This is a genomic window from Exiguobacterium sp. s39, assembly GCF_018618925.1.
Classification (GTDB): Bacteria; Bacillota; Bacilli; order Exiguobacteriales; family Exiguobacteriaceae; genus Exiguobacterium_A; species Exiguobacterium_A abrahamii.
Genome location: NZ_JACSNA010000005.1, coordinates 26773 through 46867, shown reverse-complemented (window position 1 = coordinate 46867; position 20095 = coordinate 26773). Strand labels below are relative to the sequence as shown.

Below are 20095 nucleotides of genomic sequence, written 5' to 3'. Positions count from 1 at the left end.
TTATGGCGAATCATTTAATGAGGATTAAACGAGTTCGATGATGACCATTTCTGCGCCGTCACCACGACGTGGTCCCATTTTCATGATGCGTGTGTAACCACCTTGACGCTCAGCAAAACGTGGAGCCACATCAGCGAATAATTTTTGGATCGCGTCTTGTGCTTTGCCCTCTGCGTTTTGACCAGCAGCTTCACGGCGAACGAACGATGCAACTTGACGACGAGCGTGGAGATCACCGCGTTTACCTAAAGTGATGAGTTTCTCTACGACTGGACGAAGTTCCTTCGCTTTTTGTTCTGTAGTTTGGATACGCTCATTGATGATGAGATCAGTCGCAAGGTCACGCAAAAGTGCCTTACGTTGTGAGCTTGTACGGCCTAATTTCGAGTATGCCATGGATGGATTCCCTCCTTCGTGCAATTAATAGTATTAGTCTTCTTTGCGCAAGCCTAGTCCGAGTTCGTCGAGTTTCGCTTGAACTTCCTCGAGTGATTTACGTCCGAGGTTACGGACTTTCATCATCTCGTCTTCGCTCTTGTTCGCGAGTTCTTGAACCGTGTTGATACCAGCGCGTTTCAAACAGTTGTACGAACGAACTGAGAGATCGAGTTCTTCGATCGTCATTTCGAGTACTTTTTCTTTTTGATCTTCTTCCTTTTCGACCATGATTTCAGCATGGAGCGCTTCGTCTGTAAGACCAACAAAGATGTTTAAGTGTTCTGTCATGATTTTCGCACCGAGTGACACTGCTTCTTCAGGGCGGATTGAACCGTCCGTCCAAACATCTAGCGTCAACTTATCGAAGCTCGCATCTTGACCGACACGTGTTTTTTCAACTTGATAATTTACACGTTGAATTGGCGTGTAAATCGAGTCGATTGGGATTACACCGATTGGCATATCGTCCCGTTTGTTATCTTCAGCCTGAACATACCCACGACCACGGCGTGCTGTAAGACGCATATGAAGTGATGCACCTTCTGCAAGCGTTGCGATGTGAAGTTCTGGGTTGAGGATTTCGACGTCGCTGTCATGCGTAATGTTCGCAGCAGTGACAACACCAGCGCCTTGAATATCGATCTCAAGCGTTTTCTCTTCTTCCGAGTACACTTTGAGGGCGAGTTTCTTAAGGTTCAAGATGATTTGGGTAACGTCTTCTACAACGCCATCAATCGTCGAGAACTCATGAAGAACGCCATCGATTTGGACTGCAGTGACTGCAGCACCCGGAAGTGAAGACAATAGGATACGACGCAATGAGTTACCAAGCGTTGTACCGAATCCACGCTCAAGCGGCTCAACTACGAATTTACCAAACGTAGCGTTCTCGCTTAACTCGATCGTTTCAATCTTCGGTTTTTCGATTTCGATCATCTGAACCCCTCCTTGAATATCGTCATGTTGGCCATCGCGTTCAATCGCCAACCGCCTTGTGTACGTTTCTACTGCCTTGCTTGGTCAAACGATCAACAAAAGTCTACTCGAATCCCCGCTCTGCAGTACAAGACGGGTTACACGCGACGACGTTTTGGAGGGCGGCAACCGTTGTGTGGTACTGGAGTAACGTCACGGATTGCAGTGACTTCTAGACCGATTGCTTGAAGAGCACGGATAGCTGCTTCACGACCTGCACCAGGACCTTTAACGTTAACTTCTACAGTACGCATACCGTTATCCATTGCTGTTTTAGCAGCTGTTTCAGATGCCATTTGTGCAGCGAAAGGAGTCGATTTACGTGAGCCTTTGAAGCCCATGTTACCTGCAGTTGCCCAAGAGATTGCATTCCCTTGCATATCAGTGATCGTAACGATCGTGTTGTTGAATGTTGAACGGATATGCACGATACCAGATTCAATATTCTTTTTGACTTTACGTTTACTACGAACGTTCTGTTTGCGTTTTGCCATCTTAGTTTACCCTCCCTTACTTCTTCTTGTTCGCTACTGTACGGCGTGGACCTTTACGAGTACGCGAGTTGTTTTTAGTGTTTTGACCACGAACTGGAAGACCACGACGGTGACGAACACCACGGTAGCAACCGATTTCGATCAAACGTTTGATGTTGAGTGAGATTTCACGACGAAGGTCACCCTCAACTTTGATTTTGTCTAAACCATCACGAAGTTGGTTCAATTGTTCCTCAGTCAAGTCGCGAGTACGAGTATCTTCAGAGATACCAGTTTCTTTCAAGACTTTTTGAGCAGTCGTTTTACCAACACCATAGATGTAAGTGAGTGAGATGACGATGCGTTTCTCACGTGGAATATCTACACCAGCAATACGTGCCATGTGTGCACCTCCTTGTTTAATTACCCTTGTTTTTGTTTATGCTTAGGGTTTTCGCAAATAACCATTACTTTGCCTTTACGGCGGATAACTTTACATTTTTCACAGATCGGTTTAACCGAAGGTCTTACTTTCATTGTGAATACCTCCTCCTGAAAAAATCGGAGTTTTTATTTGAAACGGTATGTGATCCGTCCGCGAGTCAAGTCGTATGGTGACAACTCAACCGTTACTTTATCTCCTGGCAAGATCCGAATGAAGTGCATCCGAATTTTTCCTGAGACGTGCGCGAGGACCGTGTGGCCGTTTTCTAACTCCACCTTAAACATCGCGTTTGGAAGCGGCTCGATAACCGTACCTTCCACTTCGATTACATCTTGTTTCGCCATCAATTATACCCCTTTCTCTATAAAGTTGATTGGGAGCCCAGACGATTTGTAGCGCTAGGGGCTTTCTACAAGAGCCATTGAGAGATCATCGGTCACAAACACGAGTGGATACTGGCTTATAGAAAGGTGACACCAATAACGCGCACAGCTCACTCTGCATCGACCGTTAAGATCTCGTAGCCGTCGTCTGTGATGGCGATGGTGTGCTCAAAGTGGGCGCACATGCTACCGTCCACCGTCACTACCGTCCAATTGTCGGATAGTGTGCGAACATAGCGTTTCCCGACGTTAACCATTGGCTCAATTGCCAGTGTCATGCCGGTTTTCAGGCGCGGCCCTTTCCCCGGTGGTCCATAATGTGGAATTTGCGGATCTTCATGCAAATTTTGTCCCACGCCGTGGCCCACATATTCGCGGACTACAGAAAAATTCGCAGCTTCAACATGTGACTGAATCGCATGCGAAATATCTGTCAGGTGCACGCCAGCTTTGGCGCGCTCCAATCCTTTATACAGAGATTCTTCAGTTACGTCAAGTAACCGCTTCGTCTCTTCAGAGATTGTACCTACCGGATATGTCCAGGCTGAATCTCCGTGATACCCATTGTACTCTGCTCCGATGTCAATCGAGATGATGTCACCGTCCTGAAGTACACGATCTCCCGGAATACCATGGACAAGCTCTTCGTTCACGGAAGCACAGATGCTACCCGTGAAACCATTATACCCTTTAAACGATGGTGTTGCCCCTTGACTTCGAATATAGCGTTCAGCGATCGCGTCGAGTTGCCCCGTCGTGATACCTGGGCGAATGTGAGCTTGAAGCTCCTTATGCGTCCGGGCGACGATTTGTCCTGCTTTACGCATGATGTCGATTTCACGCGGCGCTTTCGTGATGATCATTACTGATCACCAAGGAGTGCCTGAACATCGGAATATACATCGTTGATTGGACGATCACCGTCCAAATTACGAAGATACCCTTTTTCTGCGTAAAAGTCAATCAAAGGTTGCGCTTGAGCGACGTTGACTTCCAAGCGACGACGTACTGTCTCCTCTTGGTCATCTTCACGTTGTACAAGTGCTGATCCGTCGATATCACAGATCCCCTCCACTTTTGGTGGGTTGTAGAGAACATGATACGTTGCTCCGCAAGTTGGGCAAATCCGGCGACCTGTCAAACGAGGGACAAGTTTCTCCGGGTCTACACCGATGTGGATGACGTGATCAATTTGTTTGCCCAGATCTTCAAGTAATGCTTCAAGAGCATCTGCTTGTTTCACTGTGCGTGGGAAACCGTCAAGGAGAAAACCATTTGCACAGTCTTCTTTGGCGAGACGCTCACGTACGATGCCGATTGTGACTTCGTCCGGAACGAGTTCCCCTTTATCCATGTATGATTTCGCTTCTTGTCCGAGTGGCGTTGAATCTTTGATCGCCGCGCGGAACATGTCGCCTGTCGAGATGTGGGGGATCGCATAGTCTTCGATGATTTTCGCAGCCTGCGTTCCTTTACCAGCACCCGGCAAACCCATCAATACTAGATTCATGTCGGTAGCCTCCACTTCTATAGCTCTATAGACACAACAGAAAGGAAAGGGATGGTCCCCTTCCTCCCGCCTTATCGGATAAAGCCTTTGTAGTGTCGTTTAACCAATTGACTTTCAATCTGTTTCATCGTCTCTAGTCCTACACCGATGACGATCAACAAGCTCGTTCCACCAATCTGCACCGAGTTCGGTAAGCCAGCAAACTTAATAAAGAATGTCGGCGTCACCGCGATGACAGCGAGGAAAAGTGAACCGAAGAATGTCAGACGGTATAGAATCTTCGTGATGTACTGCTCCGTTTGCTTACCAGGACGAATACCAGGAATGTATCCGCCTTGTTTTTGAAGGTTCTCTGCCATTTGTTCCGGATTAACCTGAACGAATGTGTAGAAGTACGAGAACGCGATGATCAGTGCCACATAGATCGACATACCGATTGGACTCGTATAGTCGAAAATGTCACGGATCTTCGTTGCCGTCTCCGGACTTGCAAAGAAACTCGCAATCGTTGGTGGCGTCACCATGAACGACACCGCGAAGATGACTGGAATAACACCGGCAGCGTTCAATTTGATCGGCAAGTGTGCCGATTGACCGCCAACTGGTGTCCGGTTCACCGTACGCTTAGCGTACTGAATCGGAATCTTACGTGCAGCTTGCTGAACATAGATGACTCCGACGATGACCGCGATGATGATTAAAAGCAAGAGTACGATATAAAGCACGTTTACAAACAAAGCATCCCCTGCATTTTGGAGCTTCGTTTCGTAAATCTGGCGGAATGCATTCGGGAAGCCCGCGACGATCCCAGCGAAGATGATCATTGATATCCCGTTACCAATGCCCTTCTCCGTGATGAGTTCACCAATGAACATCAAGAATGCTGTTCCCGCTGTCAATACGAGTGCAATCATAACGTATGTCCAGGTGCCGAACTGTTCGTCGACAAGACCTGGGTAAATACGGTTAAATCCAAGCGCGATTCCAAACGCTTGGACTAAGCCGAGTACGATCGTTCCATAGCGCGTTACCGTTGCTAACTTCTTACGGCCCGCCTCTCCTTGTTTTGCCCATTCGGCAAACTTTGGAACAACGTCCATCTGTAAGAGTTGGACAACGATCGAGGCCGTGATATACGGCATGATTCCCATCGCAAAGAGTGAGAAATTCTGCAAAGCATTCCCGCCGAACGAGTTCAAGAAACCAAGAATACCATTCTGGTCAATCTTGAACACTTCCGTGTTTACCATCGGCACCGGGATATGTGCTCCAATCCGGAACACGATAACCAATGCCAAGGTAAAGAGAATGCGCCGACGAATGTCAGCTACGCGCCACATATTGGAGATCGCTTGAAACATTAGATCACCTCAACCGTACCGCCGGCAGCTTCGATTGCTTGCTTCGCAGCGTCGGAGAACTTATGAGCTTTGACTGTTAGTTTCTTTTCGATCTTACCGTTAGAAAGAATTTTCACGCCGTCTTTCATGCCTTTGACTGCACGAGTCTCGACAAGAAGTTCTGGAGTGACTTCAGTTCCTTCTTCAAAACGGTTGAGTGTGTCAAGGTTAATGACCGCGAACTCTTTACGAGTTGGGTTGTTGAAGCCGCGTTTTGGTAAACGACGGTAAAGTGGGTTTTGTCCACCTTCGAAACCTGGACGAACACCACCGCCTGAACGAGCTTTTTGACCTTTGTGACCACGGCCAGAAGTCTTACCGTTACCAGAAGACATACCGCGACCTACACGGTTGCGTTCTGAACGTGAACCAGCAGCTGGTTTCAATTCATGGAGTTTCATAGTGGGGCACCTCCTCATAAAATTATATCGAACTATTACTCTTGAATTTCTTTTACTGTCACTAAGTGTGACACGTGGTTAATCATCCCACGCATAGCAGCGTTGTCAGGTACGACAACAGTCTGGTGCATCTTACGGAGACCAAGCGTACGAGTAGTAACGCGTTGGTTCTCCGGACGACCGATCATGCTGCGTGTGAGGGTAACTGCGAGTTTCGCCATCTGTTTTCCCTCCCTTTCTTAACCGCGAAGTTCTTCGACGGTTTTACCGCGGAGTTTCGCAACTTCTTCAGCACGTTTGAGTGATGTGAGACCTTCGACAGTCGCACGAACCATGTTGATTGGAGTGCTTGATCCAAGTGATTTTGAAAGAATGTCGTTGATTCCCGCTAATTCGAGAACCGCACGAACTGGACCACCAGCGATGACTCCAGTACCTTCAGAAGCAGGCTTCAAGAAGACGTGACCTGCACCGAATACACCGTTGACTTCGTGTGGAATTGTTGTGTTAACGATTGGAACGTTAACCATGTTTTTCTTAGCATCTTCGATTGCTTTACGGATCGCTTCAGGCACTTCCTGAGCTTTACCCGTACCGAAACCTACGTGACCATTCTTGTCACCAACGACGACGAGGGCAGCAAAACGGAAGCGACGGCCACCTTTTACTACTTTCGCGACGCGGTTTACGGTAACAACGCGTTCTTCGAGTTGATCCATGTTAATTTCTAACTGGCGCATGTAGAGGTTCCCTCCTTTTCTATTAGAATTTGAGACCAGCTTCACGAGCTGCTTCAGCTACAGCTTTGATACGTCCATGATAGAGATATCCTCCACGGTCGAAAACGACTGTTTCGATACCTTTTTCAAGAGCGCGCTCAGCTGCGAGCTTACCAACTGCTGCCGCAGCGTCAGTCGTGTTGCCTTTTTCAAGGTCGAGTGATGATGCAGATGCGAGTGTTGCATGTGTTGCATCGTCAATGACTTGTACGTAAATGTTCTTGTTCGAACGGAATACGTTCATACGTGGACGTGTTGCAGTCCCGATAATTGTACGACGGACACGACCATGACGTTTTTTACGCGTAGCGTTTTTATCTGCCTTTGAGATCATTTATGCCACTCCTTTCCGGTCAATTCGCATTCGCGAATTACTTACCTGTTTTACCTTCTTTACGACGAACGACTTCATCACTGTAGCGAATACCTTTACCTTTGTACGGCTCAGGCTGACGGTACGAACGGATCAATGCAGCGACGTGACCAACACGTTCTTTGCTGATTCCGCGAACGATGAGTTGCGTATTCGTAGGAACTTCGACTTCGATGCCTTGTTCCGGAGTGTACTCGATTGGGTGTGAGTAACCGAGGTTGAGTACGATTTTGTTACCTTGCTTTTGTGCACGGTAACCAACACCTTGGATATCGAGTGTCTTAGCGAAACCGTTGCTTACACCTTCGACCATGTTCGCGATAAGCGCACGAGTCGTTCCGTGGATCGTACGGCTTGCTTTCTCGTCGTTCGGACGAGTGACAGTCAATTCATTACCTTCTACGTTGATCGCCATAGCTGGGCTGAACTCGCGTGAGAGTTCCCCTTTAGGACCTTTTACCGTAACCGTGTTGTTTTCAACTGTTACTGTAACGCCTGCTGGGATGACGACTGGCTTTTTACCAATACGTGACATTTAAGACACCTCCGTTCTTTTTATGCGTGTATTACCAGATGTATGCGATCACTTCGCCGCCGACTTTTTGTTGGCGAGCTTCTTTATCAGTCATTACACCTTTAGATGTTGAAACGATAGCGATTCCGAGACCACCGAGTACTTTCGGGATTTCATCAGCTTTCGCGTAAACGCGAAGACCTGGTTTCGAGATACGTTTGAGTCCAGTGATGACGCGCTCGTTGCTTGCGCCGTATTTAAGGAATACGCGGAGCGTACCTTGTTTGCTGTCCTCGAGATATTCAACATCGCGGATGAAACCTTCACGTTTGAGGATTTCAGCGACTTCACGTTTGATTGTAGAAGCTGGCATTTCCAACTTCTCATGGCGAACCATGTTTGCATTACGAATGCGTGTAAGCATATCTGCAATCGGATCTGTCATAACCATGCGATGTACCTCCTTTCACAACTTTAATGAATTACCAGCTTGCTTTTTTAACACCAGGGATTTGACCTTTATGAGCAAGATCACGGAACTTAATACGGCTGATACCGAATTTACCAATGTAACCGTGTGGACGGCCAGTGATACTACAACGGTTGTGTAAACGAACCGCTGAAGAGTTACGTGGGAGTTTGCTCAAGCCGATGTAGTCGCCTTGTGCTTTCAATTCTGCGCGTTTTTCAGCGTAGCGCTCAACGAGTGCTTGACGTTTTACTTCACGTGCGATCATTGATTTCTTAGCCATGTTGTCGACCTCCCTTATTTTTGGAATGGCATGCCGAGTGCAGTGAGAAGCTCACGTGACTCTTCATCCGTGTTAGCAGTAGTTACGATAACGATGTCCATACCACGGACTTTCGATACGCGATCGTAGTCGATCTCTGGGAAGATCAATTGTTCCTTCACGCCTAGCGTGTAGTTACCACGGCCATCGAAAGATTTTTTCGATACGCCACGGAAGTCACGTACACGTGGAAGTGACACGTTGATCAACTTGTCGAGGAATTCGTACATGCGCTCGCCACGAAGTGTAACCTTCGCACCGATTGGCATACCTTCACGAAGTTTGAAACCAGCGATTGATTTCTTAGCTTTCGTGATGAGTGGTTTCTGACCAGTGAGGAGCTGAAGCTCTTCAACTGCCATGTCAAGTGCCTTAGAGTTCGTAACAGCGTCACCAACACCCATGTTGATTACGATTTTATCGACTTTCGGCGCTTGCATTACAGAACTGTAATTGAATTTCTCCATCATTACTTTGACGATTTCGTCTTGGTATTTAGCTTTTAAACGGTTCATCAGAAAGTGGACCTCCTTTCTTTAAATCTTCTTATTTATCTAAAGCTTCGCCCGATTTTTTAGCGATACGTACTTTCTTGCCGTCAACCACAGTGAAACCAACGCGTGTTGGGTTACCTGTCTTAGGGTCGATGAGCATAACGTTCGATACGTGAATCGGTGCTTCTTTCTCGACAATTCCGCCTTGCGGGTTGAGTTGAGAAGGTTTTGAGTGTTTTTTGATCATGTTAACGCCTTCGACGATTACGCGATCTTTTTTAGGCATAGCTGTAAGGACAACGCCTTGTTTGCCTTTGTCTTTACCAGTCATAACCTGAACTTTATCACCTTTTTTGACATGCATCGTTAGAGCACCTCCTTGTAGGAATTCTTTGGAATTAAAGTACTTCCGGTGCCAACGAGACGATCTTCATGAAGTCTTTTTCACGAAGTTCGCGTGCGACTGGTCCGAAGATACGTGTGCCACGTGGGCTTTTGTCATCTTTGATGATGACTGCTGCGTTTTCGTCAAAACGGATGTACGAACCGTCTTTACGACGAACGCCACGTTTAGTACGAACGACTACTGCGCGTACAACTTCACCTTTTTTGACAACGCCACCTGGTGTTGCTTGTTTTACTGTACAAACAATAACGTCACCGATGTTAGCAGTTTTACGACCAGAACCACCGAGGACTTTGATCGTCAAGACTTCACGAGCTCCTGAGTTGTCTGCTACTTTTAAGCGAGATTCTTGTTGAATCATACGATTGTACCTCCCTCCGGATGTTTATTCACCCGAACTAATTAGAGTTTAGATGATTACTGCTTCTTCAATGACTTCTACGAGACGGAAACGTTTGTCCTTAGATAATGGACGTGTTTCTTGAATGCGTACAACATCACCGATTTTAGCTGTGTTGTTTTCATCATGCGCTTTGTACTTTTTAGAGTAGTTTACGCGTTTGCCGTAAAGCTTGTGCTTTACTTTTGTTTCAACTGTAACTACGATCGTTTTGTCCATTTTGTCAGAAACGACGCGTCCAGTTAACACTTTGCGGTTGTTAGTGCGTTCCATTGAGTGTTCCTCCTCTCAGAATCCGAGTGAATTATGCGTTGTTGATGCCGAGTTCGCGTTCACGAAGAACGGTTTTCGCGCGTGCAATCGACTTGCGCACTTCACGGATACGAGCAGGGTTCTCAAGCTGACCAGTCGCGAGTTGGAAACGAAGGTTGAACAACTCTTCTTTCCACGAACCGACTTTACCGTTAAGCTCTTCAGTTGTTTGCTGACGGAGATCAGTTGCTTTCATTCGTATCACCACCATTTTCTTCACGTTTTACGAACTTACATTTTACTGGAAGTTTGTGTGATGCAAGACGGAGAGCTTCGCGTGCGATCTCTTCCGATACTCCTGCGATTTCGAACATTACTTTACCCGGTTTGACGACTGCTACCCAGCCCTCCGGAGCACCTTTACCTGAACCCATTCGGACTTCAAGAGGTTTTTTAGTGTATGGCTTGTGTGGGAAGATCTTGATCCACACTTTACCACCACGTTTCATATAACGAGTCATCGCGATACGCGCTGATTCGATTTGACGGCTAGTGATCCAGCTAGCTTCTTGAGCTTGGATACCGAACTCGCCGAAGTGTACTGTAGTACCACGTTTCGCTTTACCACGCATGTTGCCGCGGTGAACACGACGATATTTTACACGTTTTGGTAACAACATGTTGTGTTGCCTCCTTCCCTAGACGGATGTGGATTATTCTTCGTTTGCTGCTGCTTTTTTCGTAGGAAGCACTTCACCGTGGTGGAGCCATACTTTTACGCCAATTTTGCCGTAAGTTGTATCAGCTTCTGCAGTACCGTAATCGATGTCTGCACGGAGTGTATGAAGTGGAACTGTTCCTTCCGAATACTTCTCAGAACGAGCGATATCAGCGCCACCAAGACGACCAGAAACTTCAGTCTTGATTCCTTTGATACCAGAACGCATTGAGCGTTGGATTGATTGCTTCATAGCACGACGGAACGATACGCGACCTTCAAGTTGGCGAGCGATGTTCTCAGCGACGAGCTTAGCAACTGCATCCGGGTTTTTCACTTCAACGACGTTAACGTGAACGCGTTTGCCTTTTGCAAGGTTAGTGATGTCTTTACGAAGTGTTTCGATTTCAGAACCGCCTTTACCGATAACCATACCAGGCTTAGCAGTGTGAAGTGAGATGTTCAAGCGGTTAGCTGCGCGCTCGATTTCTACTTTAGAGACACTAGCGTCTTTAAGACGTTTTTCGATATATTCACGAACTACGTAGTCTTCATGAAGGAGATCAGCATAGTCTTTATCTGCGAACCAACGTGATTCCCAGTCTTTGATGATACCTACGCGAAGACCAGTTGGGTTAATCTTCTGACCCACGGTAATCCCTCCTTATTTTTCAGATACCACGATGTGAACGTGGCTCGTACGTTTGTTGATGCGGCTTGCGCGACCCATTGCACGTGGGCGGAAACGTTTGAGCGTTGGACCTTCGTTTACGTAAGCCTCAGTGACTACGAGGTTTTCGATGTTCATGTCGAAGTTGTGCTCAGCGTTCGCGATTGCCGATTTCAATACTTTCTCAACGATTGGCGTTGCTGCCTTGTTCGTGTAAGCAAGAATCGAAAGTGCTTCGCCGATTTGCTTCCCGCGGATTAAGTCTACTACGAGACGTGCCTTACGAGGAGCAATGCGAACCATATTAGCCGATGCTTTTGATTGCATAATGAGTACCTCCCCTCAGATTAACGTTTCGTTTTCTTATCGTTTCCAGCATGTCCTTTGTAAGAACGTGTTGGAGCGAATTCACCAAGTTTGTGACCGACCATATCTTCTGTCACGTAAACCGGTACGTGTTTACGACCATCGTAGACAGCGATCGTGTGACCGATGAACTCTGGGAAGATTGTCGAGCGGCGTGACCAAGTTTTGATGACATGTTTGTCACCAGCTTCGTTGGCTTTATCAACCTTAGCGAGCAGATGGTGATCTGCGAATGGACCTTTTTTCAAGCTGCGACCCATAGTTGTACCTCCCTTTGGCATGATTCAGGAACGGTTCCTACGAACCGTCCAGAAATCATGTAATTATTTTTTAGAACGACGGACGATATATTTATCGCTCGCTTTGTTTTTCTTACGAGTTTTGTATCCGAGTGCCGGTTTACCCCAAGGAGTAAGTGGGCCCGAACGACCGATTGGAGCACGTCCTTCACCACCACCGTGTGGGTGATCGACTGGGTTCATGACAGAACCACGAACTGTAGGACGTTTTCCGAGCCAGCGTGAACGACCAGCTTTACCGATATTGACGAGCTCGTGCTCTTCATTACCGACAGCGCCGACTGTTGCACGGCAAGTAGCAAGGATCATACGAGTTTCGCCTGATTGAAGACGAACGATTGCGTATTTACCATCTTTACCGAGAAGCTGAGCAGAAGTACCAGCTGCGCGAACGAGCTGACCACCTTTACCTGGCTTAAGTTCGATGTTGTGGATCAACGTACCGACTGGGATGTTTGAAAGTGGAAGAGCATTACCGACTTTAATGTCAGCTTCTGGTCCAGCCATGACTTGCATATCTACTTTCAAGCCTTTCGGTGCGAGGATGTAGCGTTTTTCACCATCGATGTAGTGGATCAATGCGATGTTAGCAGAGCGGTTTGGATCGTACTCAATTGTAGCGACACGACCAGCGATGCCATCCTTGTTCCGTTTGAAGTCGATGATACGATATTTACGTTTGTGTCCGCCACCTTGGTGACGTACTGTCAAGCGACCTTGGTTGTTACGTCCGCCCTTTTTCGAAAGCTTTTCAGTTAACGATTTTTCAGGACGTGAAGCCGTAATCTCAGCAAAGTCAAGTGCAGTCATATTACGACGACCGTTAGTGGTCGGTTTAAACTTTTTAATTCCCATCGAGAGTTCCCTCCTTTTCTACAGAGTTCCGATTAACCGAGGTAATCGAGTTCTTTGCTATCTGCAGTAAGCGTGACGACCGCTTTTTTGCGGCGTGCTGTGTAACCAGCGTGACGACCTACGCGTTTTGCTTTTGGTTTTGAGATCAATGTGTTGACTTTGTCAACTTTCACTCCGAAGATCGCTTCAACTGCATCTTTGATTTGAGTCTTAGATGCCTTCACGTCTACTTCGAATGTGTACTTTTTCTCAGCCATTTGGTTTACTGAACGTTCAGTAATGACAGGACGTTTGATAATGTCGTGTGTGTGTGCCATTATGCAAGCACCTCCTCTACTCTCGCAACAGCGTCCTTCGTAATGATGACTTTGTCATGAGCGACAAGATCAAGGACGTTTACACCTGCAGCGTCAACGACTGTGACACCTGGGATGTTGCGTGTTGAAAGAACGACTGACTCGTTGTAATCAGCAGTAACGACGAGAACTTTACGTTCGATTGAAAGAGCAGCGAATACTGCGATCATGTCCTTAGTTTTAGGAGCATCGATTGTCAATCCTTCAAGAACGATGAACTCGTTGTTAGCGACTTTCGAAGAAAGTGCTGAACGAAGTGCGAGACGACGAACCTTTTTAGGAAGTTTGTAAGCGTACGAACGTGGTGTTGGACCGAAGACTGTTCCACCGCCAACCCATTGTGGCGAACGGATCGAACCTTGGCGTGCACGACCAGTACCTTTTTGTTTCCATGGTTTACGGCCGCCACCGCGAACTTCCGAGCGACCTTTTGTATCATGTGTACCTTGGCGACGTGAAGCTTGTTGCATGACGATTGCATCGTATACGACTGCTTCATTTGGCTCGATTCCGAAAACGGCATCTGCGAGCTCGATGTCTCCAACTTGTGTACCTGTTTGGTTAAGCAAAGCTACTTTAGGCATTCGTTATTCCTCCTTTCCTTGCAAACGGATTAGTTGCCTTTAACCGCAGTTTTGATGACAACTTGGCTCTTACGTGCGCCTGGGATAGCACCCTTGACGAGGAGTAAGCCGCGTTCTGCATCAACTTTTACGATTTCAAGGTTTTGAACAGTGATTTGCTCTCCACCCATGCGTCCAGGGAGCAATTTCCCTTTGAATACACGGTTAGGAGCAACAGGACCCATTGAACCTGGGCGACGGTGGTAACGCGAACCGTGAGCCATTGGACCACGTGATTGGTTGTGACGCTTGATTGCACCAGCGAAACCTTTACCTTTCGACGTACCTGTTACATCAACCATTTCGCCTGCAGCGAAAGTATCTGCTTTAATCTCTTGACCGATTTCGAAATCTGCTACTGATGTACGGATTTCTTTAATGAAGCGCTTAGGTGTCGCGTTTGCTTTCGCAGCGTGACCTTTTTGCGGTTTGTTTTGACGACCTTCTTTGATATCACCAAAGCCGAGTTGAACTGCTTCGTAACCGTCAACTTCCGTTGTTTTCAATTGAAGAACAACGTTACCTTCGACTGAAACGACAGTAACAGGGACGACTTCGCCTGACTCGTTGAAGATTTGTGTCATACCGAGTTTAGTTCCTAAGATTCCTTTAGCCATGAGATACACCTCCTAATATTGAATGATTTTGATCTTCTGGCTAGTATCAACTATCTATAGAAGAAAAATTAAAGTTTGATTTCGATGTCAACGCCCGATGGAAGTTCGAGACGCATAAGCGCATCAACAGTTTTCGGTGTTGGGTTAACGATGTCGATCAAACGTTTGTGTGTACGCATTTCGAACTGCTCACGAGCATCTTTGTACTTGTGAACGGCACGAAGTACTGTGTAGACCGCTTTCTCCGTTGGGAGTGGGATCGGACCAGATACAGTAGCACCTGAACGTTTTGCTGTGTCGACAATCTTCTCAGCCGATTGATCAAGCACGCGGTGATCATATGCTTTCAAACGGATCCGAATTTTTTCATTTGCCATGTTATTTCCCTCCTTTTCGCCTATTTCGTAAATAGACATTCTCCGCGGAAATTTCCACACTAGCCATGGCAATGCCGCCTGGTGTGTCATAACCTCCCGCTTCATCGCGTTGTGTTTGTGACCAACATATTCTATCATACTGAATCACCAGCAAGAATGCAAGCACTAATAAAATAGAATATGTATTCAAGTCTCTCACCACTCGCACAAACACTTTCCTCAGTATATAAGATGTCAGACCATGTTGCAAGACTGTTTTCAAAGAAATGAAAAAAGGTCTTCCGCCACGGGAGACGGAAGACCTTTGTCTTAAAAATTACTCAACGATTTCTGTAACTGATCCAGCGCCTACTGTACGGCCACCTTCACGGATTGAGAAACGAGTTTCTTTTTCAAGAGCGATTGGTGCGATGAGTTCAACAGTCATTTCGATGTTGTCCCCAGGCATAACCATTTCAGTACCTTCTGGAAGTTGAACCATACCAGTTACGTCAGTTGTACGGAAGTAGAACTGCGGGCGGTAGTTCGCGAAGAATGGCGTGTGACGGCCACCCTCTTCTTTAGAAAGAACGTAAACTTGCGCTTTGAACTTTTTGTGTGGTGTGATTGTGTTTGGTTTCGCGAGAACTTGTCCACGCTCGATGTCGTCACGTGATACACCACGGAGAAGAGCACCGATGTTGTCGCCAGCTTCAGCATAGTCAAGAAGCTTACGGAACATCTCTACACCAGTACATACTGATTTTTTAGTTTCTTCGTGAAGACCAACGATTTCGATCTCGTCGTTGACTTTAAGAACTCCACGCTCAACGCGGCCAGTAGCAACTGTACCACGACCAGTGATTGAGAAGACATCCTCAACTGGCATCATGAAGTCTTTTTCAGTGTCACGAGTTGGTTCTGGGATGTACTCATCGACAGCTGACATGAGTTCAAGAATTTTTTCTTCCCATTTAGCTTCGCCGTTAAGCGCGCCAAGAGCAGAACCTTGGATAACTGGGAGGTCATCACCTGGGAAGTCGTACTCAGAAAGAAGCTCACGGATTTCCATTTCGACGAGCTCAAGAAGCTCTTCGTCGTCAACCATGTCAACTTTGTTCATGAATACTACGATGAAAGGAACACCTACTTGACGTGAAAGCAAGATGTGCTCACGTGTTTGTGGCATTGGACCATCTGTTGCAGAAACAACGAGGATCGCGCCGTCCATTTGTGCAGCACCAGTGATCATGTTTTTAACATAGTCAGCGTGACCTGGGCAGTCAACGTGTGCATAGTGGCGTTTTTCTGTTTCGTACTCGATGTGAGCTGTTGCGATTGTGATACCGCGCTCGCGCTCTTCTGGAGCACCATCGATTTGGTCAAACTTAGTTGCAGCTTTACCTTGTGCTTTTGCAAGTACAGCTGAGATAGCTGCTGTTAAAGTTGTTTTACCGTGGTCGACGTGGCCGATTGTACCAACGTTAACGTGCGGTTTAGAACGGTCGAATTTTTCCTTACCCATTCTGAATTCCTCCTCTATGTGTCTAATAATTTTTTATAACTAGGAAGGTGAGTCGTAAGATAACGTACACCTTCCTTAGCTTACACTAATCATAAAAGCGTGACAACCTGTGAAGGATTAGCCGTTTGCTTTTTTGATGATTTCTTCCGCAACTGATTTCGGTACTTCTTCGTAGTGATCGAAGTGCATCGAGTACGTTCCGCGACCTTGTGTGCGTGAACGAAGACCAGTAGCGTATCCGAACATTTCAGAAAGTGGAATCATTGAACGGACAACTTGAGCGTTACCGCGTGCTTCCATACCTTCTACGCGACCACGGCGTGATGTAACATCACCCATGATGTCTCCCATGTATTCGTCTGGGATGACGATTTCAACTTTCATCATTGGCTCAAGGATAACAGCGCCGCTCTTATCTTTAAGTTGTTTGACTGCCATTGAAGCCGCAACTTTAAATGCCATCTCGTTTGAGTCGACATCGTGGTACGATCCGAAGACGAGTGAAGCTTTTACGTCAACGACCGGGTAACCAGCAAGGATACCATTTTGAAGTGCTTCTTCGATTCCGTGCTCAACCGCTGGGATGTATTCACGTGGAACAACACCACCGACGATTTTGTTGTTGAACTCGAAGCCAGCGCCTTCTTCGTTCGGCTCGAATTCTACGACGACGTGACCATACTGACCACGACCACCAGATTGACGAGCGAACTTCGAATCGATCTTCGCCGCTTGGCGGATCGTTTCACGGTAAGCTACTTGTGGAGCACCAACGTTTGCTTCGACTTTGAACTCGCGACGCATACGGTCAACGATGATGTCGAGGTGAAGCTCACCCATACCTGAGATGATCGTTTGACCAGTCTCTGGGTTTGTTTCAGTGCGGAACGTTGGATCCTCTTCAGCAAGCTTAGCGAGGGCTTGACCCATTTTATCTTGGTCAGCTTTCGTTTTTGGTTCGATAGCGACCGAGATAACCGGTTCTGGGAATGTCATTGATTCGAGAACGACGTTGTCTTTCTCTGCACAAAGCGTATCTCCAGTAGTTGTATCTTTCAAACCTACAGCTGCAGCGATGTCACCCGCGTATACCATCGGGATCTCTTCACGGCTGTTTGCGTGCATTTGAAGGATACGTCCAAGACGCTCACGTTTGCCTTTTGTTGAGTTTTTAACGTACGATCCTGCCGAAGCTGTACCAGAGTACACACGGAAGAATGTAAGTTTACCGACGTAAGGGTCAGTCATGACTTTGAACGCGAGTGCAGAGAATGGTGCTTCGTCCGAAGACTCACGCACGATTTCTTCATCCGTATCCATGTCGATACCTGAGATCGCTTTTACGTCGATTGGTGATGGGAGGTAATCGAGAACTGCGTCAAGCATAAGCTGAACACCTTTGTTCTTGAATGCCGAACCTACGAGTACAGGATAGAAGTCAACTGTCAGAGTTGCTTTACGGATAGCCGCTTTCAACTCGTCGATTGTGATTTCTTCACCCTCGAGGTATTTCATCATCAATTCTTCTTCGTAATCCGCAACTGCTTCGATCAATGATCCACGGAGTTCTTCAGCTTGATCAGCGAGATCAGCTGGGAAACCGTCAGTCACTTCGATGTCAGTTCCGAGATCGTTGCCGTACATGTATGTTTTCTGTTCGACGAGGTCGATGATTCCTTTGAATTCATCTTCCGCACCGATTGGAATTTGGATCGCGTGTGCGTTCGCTTGGAGGCGTTCGCGAAGCGTTCCAACCGAGTACAAGAAGTCTGCACCGATTTTATCCATTTTGTTAACGAAAACGATACGTGGTACGCCGTAAGTTGTAGCTTGGCGCCATACTGTCTCAGTTTGTGGCTCAACACCAGACTGAGCGTCAAGTACTGCTACCGCACCATCAAGTACGCGAAGTGAACGTTCAACCTCAACTGTGAAGTCTACGTGTCCAGGTGTATCGATGATGTTTACGCGGTTACCTTTCCATTGAGCAGTTGTTGCTGCCGATGTAATCGTGATCCCACGCTCTTGCTCTTGCTCCATCCAGTCCATTTGTGAAGCACCTTCGTGCGTTTCACCAATCTTGTGGATACGACCCGTGTAATACAGGATACGCTCAGTCGTTGTTGTTTTACCAGCATCGATGTGAGCCATGATCCCGATGTTACGAGTGTTCTTAAGGGAGAATTCTCTTGCCATCTTTAAACATTCTCCTTTCGCATTTTAGTTTAGTGGTCGTGTGTTGCCACACGTCATGACTATACCCGAAAGCCACCTCATAATTCCATTAAAAATGGCATGCATGAGGTGGTGATTTTCGGAATTACCAGCGGTAGTGAGCAAACGCTTTGTTCGCTTCCGCCATTTTGTGCATATCTTCGCGCTTCTTAACAGAAGCACCAGTGTTGTTTGCAGCGTCCATGATTTCGTTAGCAAGGCGCGCATCCATAGTTTTTTCGTTACGGAGACGTGAGTAGTTCACGAGGTAACGAAGTGCGAGTGTCGTACGACGCTCTGGGCGAACTTCGACAGGAACTTGATAGTTAGCTCCACCTACACGGCGTGCTTTAACTTCAAGAACTGGCATGATGTTGTTCATCGCTTCTTCAAAGACTTCCATTGCATCGCGACCTGAACGTTCAGCGATAGTTTCGAAAGCTTTGTATAAGATTTGTTGAGCAGTACCTTTTTTACCATCTAACATAAGACGGTTGATAAGGCGGGTAACGAGTTTAGAGTTGTAGATCGGATCAGCCATTACATCACGACGTTCTGCTTGACCTTTACGTGGCATTCCGAGTCCCTCCTTTCATATAGTGAGGTGATATCTTAAGATATCTAGATTATTTTTTAACTTTAGGACGTTTCGTACCGTATTTCGAACGACCTTGCATACGGCCGTCAACACCAGCTGTATCAAGCGCACCACGAACGATGTGGTAACGTACCCCTGGTAAGTCTTTTACGCGGCCGCCGCGGATAAGAACAACACTGTGCTCTTGAAGGTTGTGGCCGATACCTGGGATGTAAGCTGTTACTTCCATTGTGTTCGTCAAACGTACACGTGCGTATTTACGAAGAGCCGAGTTCGGTTTCTTCGGAGTCATTGTACCTACACGAGTACAAACACCACGTTTTTGTGGTGAGCTGATGTCAGTACGAGCTTTAATGAAGCTGTTGTACCCTTTGTTCAGCGCTGGCGAATCTGATTTCACAACTTTTGATTGACGTCCTTTACGGACTAATTGGTTGATAGTAGGCATCTTTGAGATCCTCCCTTCCTGAATTCATGACAAATTTCAAAACCACCGAGCCGGGTGGTTCATCGAAAGTCATAATGAAACGTTTTGCGTGGCTCAGGCATTCCATCGCCACACAAAACGCATTATCAAACTTTCTTAATGGCAACAGCGGTTGCTGCGACATCGATTCCACAAGCTTTTCCAAGCTCTTGCTTAGAAGGAACATTCACGACTGGAACGTTAGCTTGTTTCGCCGCATCGAGCAATGCTTGTTTTACGTGTTCATCTGCGTCATCCGCAATGATCACTTCCGACGCCTTGCCAGATCGCAATGCTTTGAGCGTTTGCTTTTGACCGACAAACTTCAAATCTGCGCCGACTACTTTTTTGTAAGACATGAAGATATCCTCCAAAATAACACAGCCGGTTGGCAACAC

35 protein-coding genes are annotated in these 20095 nt (G+C 46.9%); all 35 read right to left on the bottom strand.

What is annotated here, in order from left to right:
* Positions 1–24 precede the first annotated feature (24 nt).
* The 35 genes from rplQ to KNQ11_RS15725 all read right to left on the bottom strand — a co-directional run bounded on the left by rplQ (position 25) and on the right by KNQ11_RS15725 (position 20056).
* On the bottom strand, positions 25–396 hold the full coding sequence (rplQ, locus tag KNQ11_RS15895; protein ID WP_023466649.1) for a 50S ribosomal protein L17: 372 nt from the start codon (positions 394–396) through the stop codon (positions 25–27).
* Positions 397–429: 33 nt separating this feature from the next.
* Entirely contained in the window at positions 430–1374 is a 945-nt protein-coding gene (locus KNQ11_RS15890; RefSeq protein WP_023466648.1) for a DNA-directed RNA polymerase subunit alpha, read from the bottom strand.
* 137 nt (positions 1375–1511) lie between these two features.
* Positions 1512–1907, bottom strand: a complete 396-nt coding sequence (gene rpsK / locus KNQ11_RS15885) for a 30S ribosomal protein S11 (protein WP_023466647.1) — start codon at positions 1905–1907, stop codon at positions 1512–1514.
* A 16-nt stretch (positions 1908–1923) separates the two neighbouring features.
* Entirely contained in the window at positions 1924–2289 is a 366-nt protein-coding gene (rpsM, locus tag KNQ11_RS15880; RefSeq protein ID WP_023466646.1) for a 30S ribosomal protein S13, read from the bottom strand.
* A 20-nt stretch (positions 2290–2309) separates the two neighbouring features.
* Complete coding sequence (rpmJ, locus tag KNQ11_RS15875; protein WP_003156543.1) at positions 2310–2423, bottom strand: 50S ribosomal protein L36; 114 nt, start codon at positions 2421–2423, stop codon at positions 2310–2312.
* A 33-nt stretch (positions 2424–2456) separates the two neighbouring features.
* Complete coding sequence (gene infA, locus KNQ11_RS15870) at positions 2457–2675, bottom strand: translation initiation factor IF-1 (RefSeq protein WP_012369032.1); 219 nt, start codon at positions 2673–2675, stop codon at positions 2457–2459.
* A 149-nt stretch (positions 2676–2824) separates the two neighbouring features.
* The gene (gene map / locus KNQ11_RS15865; RefSeq protein WP_023466644.1) at positions 2825–3577 is read right to left on the bottom strand and encodes a type I methionyl aminopeptidase; all 753 of its coding nucleotides are present in this window, start codon (positions 3575–3577) and stop codon (positions 2825–2827) included.
* Entirely contained in the window at positions 3577–4224 is a 648-nt protein-coding gene (locus tag KNQ11_RS15860; protein WP_023466643.1) for an adenylate kinase, read from the bottom strand. Before KNQ11_RS15860 ends, map begins: the two co-directional genes overlap by 1 nt.
* 71 nt (positions 4225–4295) lie before the next feature.
* Positions 4296–5585, bottom strand: coding sequence for a preprotein translocase subunit SecY (gene secY / locus KNQ11_RS15855; protein WP_023466642.1), 1290 nt, complete (start codon positions 5583–5585; stop codon positions 4296–4298).
* Positions 5585–6025 (bottom strand): 50S ribosomal protein L15, encoded by a 441-nt coding sequence (rplO, locus tag KNQ11_RS15850; protein WP_035399353.1) that lies wholly within the window; start codon positions 6023–6025, stop codon positions 5585–5587. Before rplO ends, secY begins: the two co-directional genes overlap by 1 nt.
* Before the next feature lie 35 nt (positions 6026–6060).
* Entirely contained in the window at positions 6061–6246 is a 186-nt protein-coding gene (rpmD, locus tag KNQ11_RS15845; protein WP_023466640.1) for a 50S ribosomal protein L30, read from the bottom strand.
* Between the two features lie 18 nt (positions 6247–6264).
* Positions 6265–6765: a 30S ribosomal protein S5 gene (rpsE, locus tag KNQ11_RS15840; RefSeq protein WP_023466639.1), complete on the bottom strand. Its 501-nt coding sequence runs from the start codon at positions 6763–6765 to the stop codon at positions 6265–6267.
* Between the two features lie 22 nt (positions 6766–6787).
* Positions 6788–7138, bottom strand: coding sequence for a 50S ribosomal protein L18 (gene rplR, locus KNQ11_RS15835; protein ID WP_023466638.1), 351 nt, complete (start codon positions 7136–7138; stop codon positions 6788–6790).
* A 37-nt stretch (positions 7139–7175) separates the two neighbouring features.
* Positions 7176–7712: a 50S ribosomal protein L6 gene (gene rplF, locus KNQ11_RS15830; RefSeq protein ID WP_023466637.1), complete on the bottom strand. Its 537-nt coding sequence runs from the start codon at positions 7710–7712 to the stop codon at positions 7176–7178.
* 31 nt (positions 7713–7743) lie between these two features.
* Positions 7744–8142, bottom strand: a complete 399-nt coding sequence (rpsH, locus tag KNQ11_RS15825; protein WP_012369023.1) for a 30S ribosomal protein S8 — start codon at positions 8140–8142, stop codon at positions 7744–7746.
* Between the two features lie 31 nt (positions 8143–8173).
* Entirely contained in the window at positions 8174–8443 is a 270-nt protein-coding gene (gene rpsN, locus KNQ11_RS15820) for a 30S ribosomal protein S14 (protein ID WP_023466636.1), read from the bottom strand.
* A 14-nt stretch (positions 8444–8457) separates the two neighbouring features.
* Positions 8458–8997 carry a 50S ribosomal protein L5 gene (rplE, locus tag KNQ11_RS15815; RefSeq protein WP_023466635.1) on the bottom strand — a complete coding sequence of 180 codons (540 nt, stop codon included), beginning with the start codon at positions 8995–8997 and terminating at the stop codon, positions 8458–8460.
* A 31-nt stretch (positions 8998–9028) separates the two neighbouring features.
* Positions 9029–9340: a 50S ribosomal protein L24 gene (gene rplX, locus KNQ11_RS15810; protein WP_012369020.1), complete on the bottom strand. Its 312-nt coding sequence runs from the start codon at positions 9338–9340 to the stop codon at positions 9029–9031.
* A gap of 34 nt (positions 9341–9374) precedes the next feature.
* Positions 9375–9743, bottom strand: coding sequence for a 50S ribosomal protein L14 (gene rplN / locus KNQ11_RS15805; RefSeq protein ID WP_012369019.1), 369 nt, complete (start codon positions 9741–9743; stop codon positions 9375–9377).
* 48 nt (positions 9744–9791) lie between these two features.
* Positions 9792–10055, bottom strand: a complete 264-nt coding sequence (gene rpsQ / locus KNQ11_RS15800) for a 30S ribosomal protein S17 (protein ID WP_023466634.1) — start codon at positions 10053–10055, stop codon at positions 9792–9794.
* Between the two features lie 31 nt (positions 10056–10086).
* On the bottom strand, positions 10087–10290 hold the full coding sequence (gene rpmC / locus KNQ11_RS15795; RefSeq protein ID WP_012369017.1) for a 50S ribosomal protein L29: 204 nt from the start codon (positions 10288–10290) through the stop codon (positions 10087–10089).
* Complete coding sequence (rplP, locus tag KNQ11_RS15790) at positions 10277–10714, bottom strand: 50S ribosomal protein L16 (protein WP_012369016.1); 438 nt, start codon at positions 10712–10714, stop codon at positions 10277–10279. The genes rpmC and rplP overlap by 14 nt, the downstream gene beginning before the upstream one ends.
* A 33-nt stretch (positions 10715–10747) precedes the next feature.
* Positions 10748–11404 (bottom strand): 30S ribosomal protein S3, encoded by a 657-nt coding sequence (rpsC, locus tag KNQ11_RS15785; RefSeq protein WP_023466633.1) that lies wholly within the window; start codon positions 11402–11404, stop codon positions 10748–10750.
* 12 nt (positions 11405–11416) lie between these two features.
* Positions 11417–11749, bottom strand: coding sequence for a 50S ribosomal protein L22 (gene rplV / locus KNQ11_RS15780; protein WP_012369014.1), 333 nt, complete (start codon positions 11747–11749; stop codon positions 11417–11419).
* A 20-nt stretch (positions 11750–11769) separates the two neighbouring features.
* On the bottom strand, positions 11770–12048 hold the full coding sequence (gene rpsS / locus KNQ11_RS15775; protein WP_012369013.1) for a 30S ribosomal protein S19: 279 nt from the start codon (positions 12046–12048) through the stop codon (positions 11770–11772).
* Between the two features lie 63 nt (positions 12049–12111).
* Complete coding sequence (gene rplB, locus KNQ11_RS15770) at positions 12112–12942, bottom strand: 50S ribosomal protein L2 (RefSeq protein ID WP_023466632.1); 831 nt, start codon at positions 12940–12942, stop codon at positions 12112–12114.
* Between the two features lie 32 nt (positions 12943–12974).
* Entirely contained in the window at positions 12975–13259 is a 285-nt protein-coding gene (gene rplW, locus KNQ11_RS15765) for a 50S ribosomal protein L23 (protein WP_023466631.1), read from the bottom strand.
* Complete coding sequence (rplD, locus tag KNQ11_RS15760) at positions 13259–13882, bottom strand: 50S ribosomal protein L4 (RefSeq protein ID WP_023466630.1); 624 nt, start codon at positions 13880–13882, stop codon at positions 13259–13261. Before rplD ends, rplW begins: the two co-directional genes overlap by 1 nt.
* Positions 13883–13911: 29 nt before the next feature.
* A complete protein-coding gene (gene rplC, locus KNQ11_RS15755) occupies positions 13912–14538 on the bottom strand; it encodes a 50S ribosomal protein L3 (protein ID WP_023466629.1) in 627 nt (208 codons plus the stop codon).
* 68 nt (positions 14539–14606) lie between these two features.
* Positions 14607–14915: a 30S ribosomal protein S10 gene (gene rpsJ / locus KNQ11_RS15750; RefSeq protein WP_029343090.1), complete on the bottom strand. Its 309-nt coding sequence runs from the start codon at positions 14913–14915 to the stop codon at positions 14607–14609.
* A gap of 316 nt (positions 14916–15231) precedes the next feature.
* Positions 15232–16419 (bottom strand): elongation factor Tu, encoded by a 1188-nt coding sequence (gene tuf, locus KNQ11_RS15745; RefSeq protein ID WP_058266098.1) that lies wholly within the window; start codon positions 16417–16419, stop codon positions 15232–15234.
* 117 nt (positions 16420–16536) lie between these two features.
* Positions 16537–18615: an elongation factor G gene (gene fusA, locus KNQ11_RS15740; protein WP_050677142.1), complete on the bottom strand. Its 2079-nt coding sequence runs from the start codon at positions 18613–18615 to the stop codon at positions 16537–16539.
* A gap of 124 nt (positions 18616–18739) precedes the next feature.
* Positions 18740–19210, bottom strand: coding sequence for a 30S ribosomal protein S7 (gene rpsG, locus KNQ11_RS15735; protein ID WP_023466623.1), 471 nt, complete (start codon positions 19208–19210; stop codon positions 18740–18742).
* Positions 19211–19259: 49 nt separating this feature from the next.
* Positions 19260–19679 (bottom strand): 30S ribosomal protein S12, encoded by a 420-nt coding sequence (gene rpsL / locus KNQ11_RS15730; protein WP_023466621.1) that lies wholly within the window; start codon positions 19677–19679, stop codon positions 19260–19262.
* A 125-nt stretch (positions 19680–19804) separates the two neighbouring features.
* On the bottom strand, positions 19805–20056 hold the full coding sequence (locus KNQ11_RS15725; protein ID WP_023466620.1) for a ribosomal L7Ae/L30e/S12e/Gadd45 family protein: 252 nt from the start codon (positions 20054–20056) through the stop codon (positions 19805–19807).
* Positions 20057–20095: the final 39 nt, after the last annotated feature.

Coding starts and splice junctions, on each gene's coding strand:
- rplQ (WP_023466649.1), bottom strand. CDS start 396: ATGGCATACTCGAAATTAGGCCGTACAAGCTCACAACGTAAGGCACTT.
- KNQ11_RS15890 (WP_023466648.1), bottom strand. CDS start 1,374: ATGATCGAAATCGAAAAACCGAAGATTGAAACGATCGAGTTAAGCGAG.
- rpsK (WP_023466647.1), bottom strand. CDS start 1,907: ATGGCAAAACGCAAACAGAACGTTCGTAGTAAACGTAAAGTCAAAAAG.
- rpsM (WP_023466646.1), bottom strand. CDS start 2,289: ATGGCACGTATTGCTGGTGTAGATATTCCACGTGAGAAACGCATCGTC.
- rpmJ (WP_003156543.1), bottom strand. CDS start 2,423: ATGAAAGTAAGACCTTCGGTTAAACCGATCTGTGAAAAATGTAAAGTT.
- infA (WP_012369032.1), bottom strand. CDS start 2,675: ATGGCGAAACAAGATGTAATCGAAGTGGAAGGTACGGTTATCGAGCCG.
- map (WP_023466644.1), bottom strand. CDS start 3,577: ATGATCATCACGAAAGCGCCGCGTGAAATCGACATCATGCGTAAAGCA.
- KNQ11_RS15860 (WP_023466643.1), bottom strand. CDS start 4,224: ATGAATCTAGTATTGATGGGTTTGCCGGGTGCTGGTAAAGGAACGCAG.
- secY (WP_023466642.1), bottom strand. CDS start 5,585: ATGTTTCAAGCGATCTCCAATATGTGGCGCGTAGCTGACATTCGTCGG.
- rplO (WP_035399353.1), bottom strand. CDS start 6,025: ATGAAACTCCATGAATTGAAACCAGCTGCTGGTTCACGTTCAGAACGC.
- rpmD (WP_023466640.1), bottom strand. CDS start 6,246: ATGGCGAAACTCGCAGTTACCCTCACACGCAGCATGATCGGTCGTCCG.
- rpsE (WP_023466639.1), bottom strand. CDS start 6,765: ATGCGCCAGTTAGAAATTAACATGGATCAACTCGAAGAACGCGTTGTT.
- rplR (WP_023466638.1), bottom strand. CDS start 7,138: ATGATCTCAAAGGCAGATAAAAACGCTACGCGTAAAAAACGTCATGGT.
- rplF (WP_023466637.1), bottom strand. CDS start 7,712: ATGTCACGTATTGGTAAAAAGCCAGTCGTCATCCCAGCAGGCGTTACA.
- rpsH (WP_012369023.1), bottom strand. CDS start 8,142: ATGGTTATGACAGATCCGATTGCAGATATGCTTACACGCATTCGTAAT.
- rpsN (WP_023466636.1), bottom strand. CDS start 8,443: ATGGCTAAGAAATCAATGATCGCACGTGAAGTAAAACGTCAAGCACTC.
- rplE (WP_023466635.1), bottom strand. CDS start 8,997: ATGAACCGTTTAAAAGCTAAATACCAAGACGAAATCGTCAAAGTAATG.
- rplX (WP_012369020.1), bottom strand. CDS start 9,340: ATGCATGTCAAAAAAGGTGATAAAGTTCAGGTTATGACTGGTAAAGAC.
- rplN (WP_012369019.1), bottom strand. CDS start 9,743: ATGATTCAACAAGAATCTCGCTTAAAAGTAGCAGACAACTCAGGAGCT.
- rpsQ (WP_023466634.1), bottom strand. CDS start 10,055: ATGGAACGCACTAACAACCGCAAAGTGTTAACTGGACGCGTCGTTTCT.
- rpmC (WP_012369017.1), bottom strand. CDS start 10,290: ATGAAAGCAACTGATCTCCGTCAGCAAACAACTGAAGAGCTTAACGGT.
- rplP (WP_012369016.1), bottom strand. CDS start 10,714: ATGTTGTTACCAAAACGTGTAAAATATCGTCGTGTTCACCGCGGCAAC.
- rplV (WP_012369014.1), bottom strand. CDS start 11,749: ATGCAATCAAAAGCATCGGCTAATATGGTTCGCATTGCTCCTCGTAAG.
- rpsS (WP_012369013.1), bottom strand. CDS start 12,048: ATGGGTCGCAGCTTGAAAAAAGGTCCATTCGCAGATCACCATCTGCTC.
- rplB (WP_023466632.1), bottom strand. CDS start 12,942: ATGGGAATTAAAAAGTTTAAACCGACCACTAACGGTCGTCGTAATATG.
- rplW (WP_023466631.1), bottom strand. CDS start 13,259: ATGGCACACACACACGACATTATCAAACGTCCTGTCATTACTGAACGT.
- rplD (WP_023466630.1), bottom strand. CDS start 13,882: ATGCCTAAAGTAGCTTTGCTTAACCAAACAGGTACACAAGTTGGAGAC.
- rplC (WP_023466629.1), bottom strand. CDS start 14,538: ATGGCTAAAGGAATCTTAGGAACTAAACTCGGTATGACACAAATCTTC.
- rpsJ (WP_029343090.1), bottom strand. CDS start 14,915: ATGGCAAATGAAAAAATTCGGATCCGTTTGAAAGCATATGATCACCGC.
- tuf (WP_058266098.1), bottom strand. CDS start 16,419: ATGGGTAAGGAAAAATTCGACCGTTCTAAACCGCACGTTAACGTTGGT.
- fusA (WP_050677142.1), bottom strand. CDS start 18,615: ATGGCAAGAGAATTCTCCCTTAAGAACACTCGTAACATCGGGATCATG.
- rpsG (WP_023466623.1), bottom strand. CDS start 19,210: ATGCCACGTAAAGGTCAAGCAGAACGTCGTGATGTAATGGCTGATCCG.
- rpsL (WP_023466621.1), bottom strand. CDS start 19,679: ATGCCTACTATCAACCAATTAGTCCGTAAAGGACGTCAATCAAAAGTT.
- KNQ11_RS15725 (WP_023466620.1), bottom strand. CDS start 20,056: ATGTCTTACAAAAAAGTAGTCGGCGCAGATTTGAAGTTTGTCGGTCAA.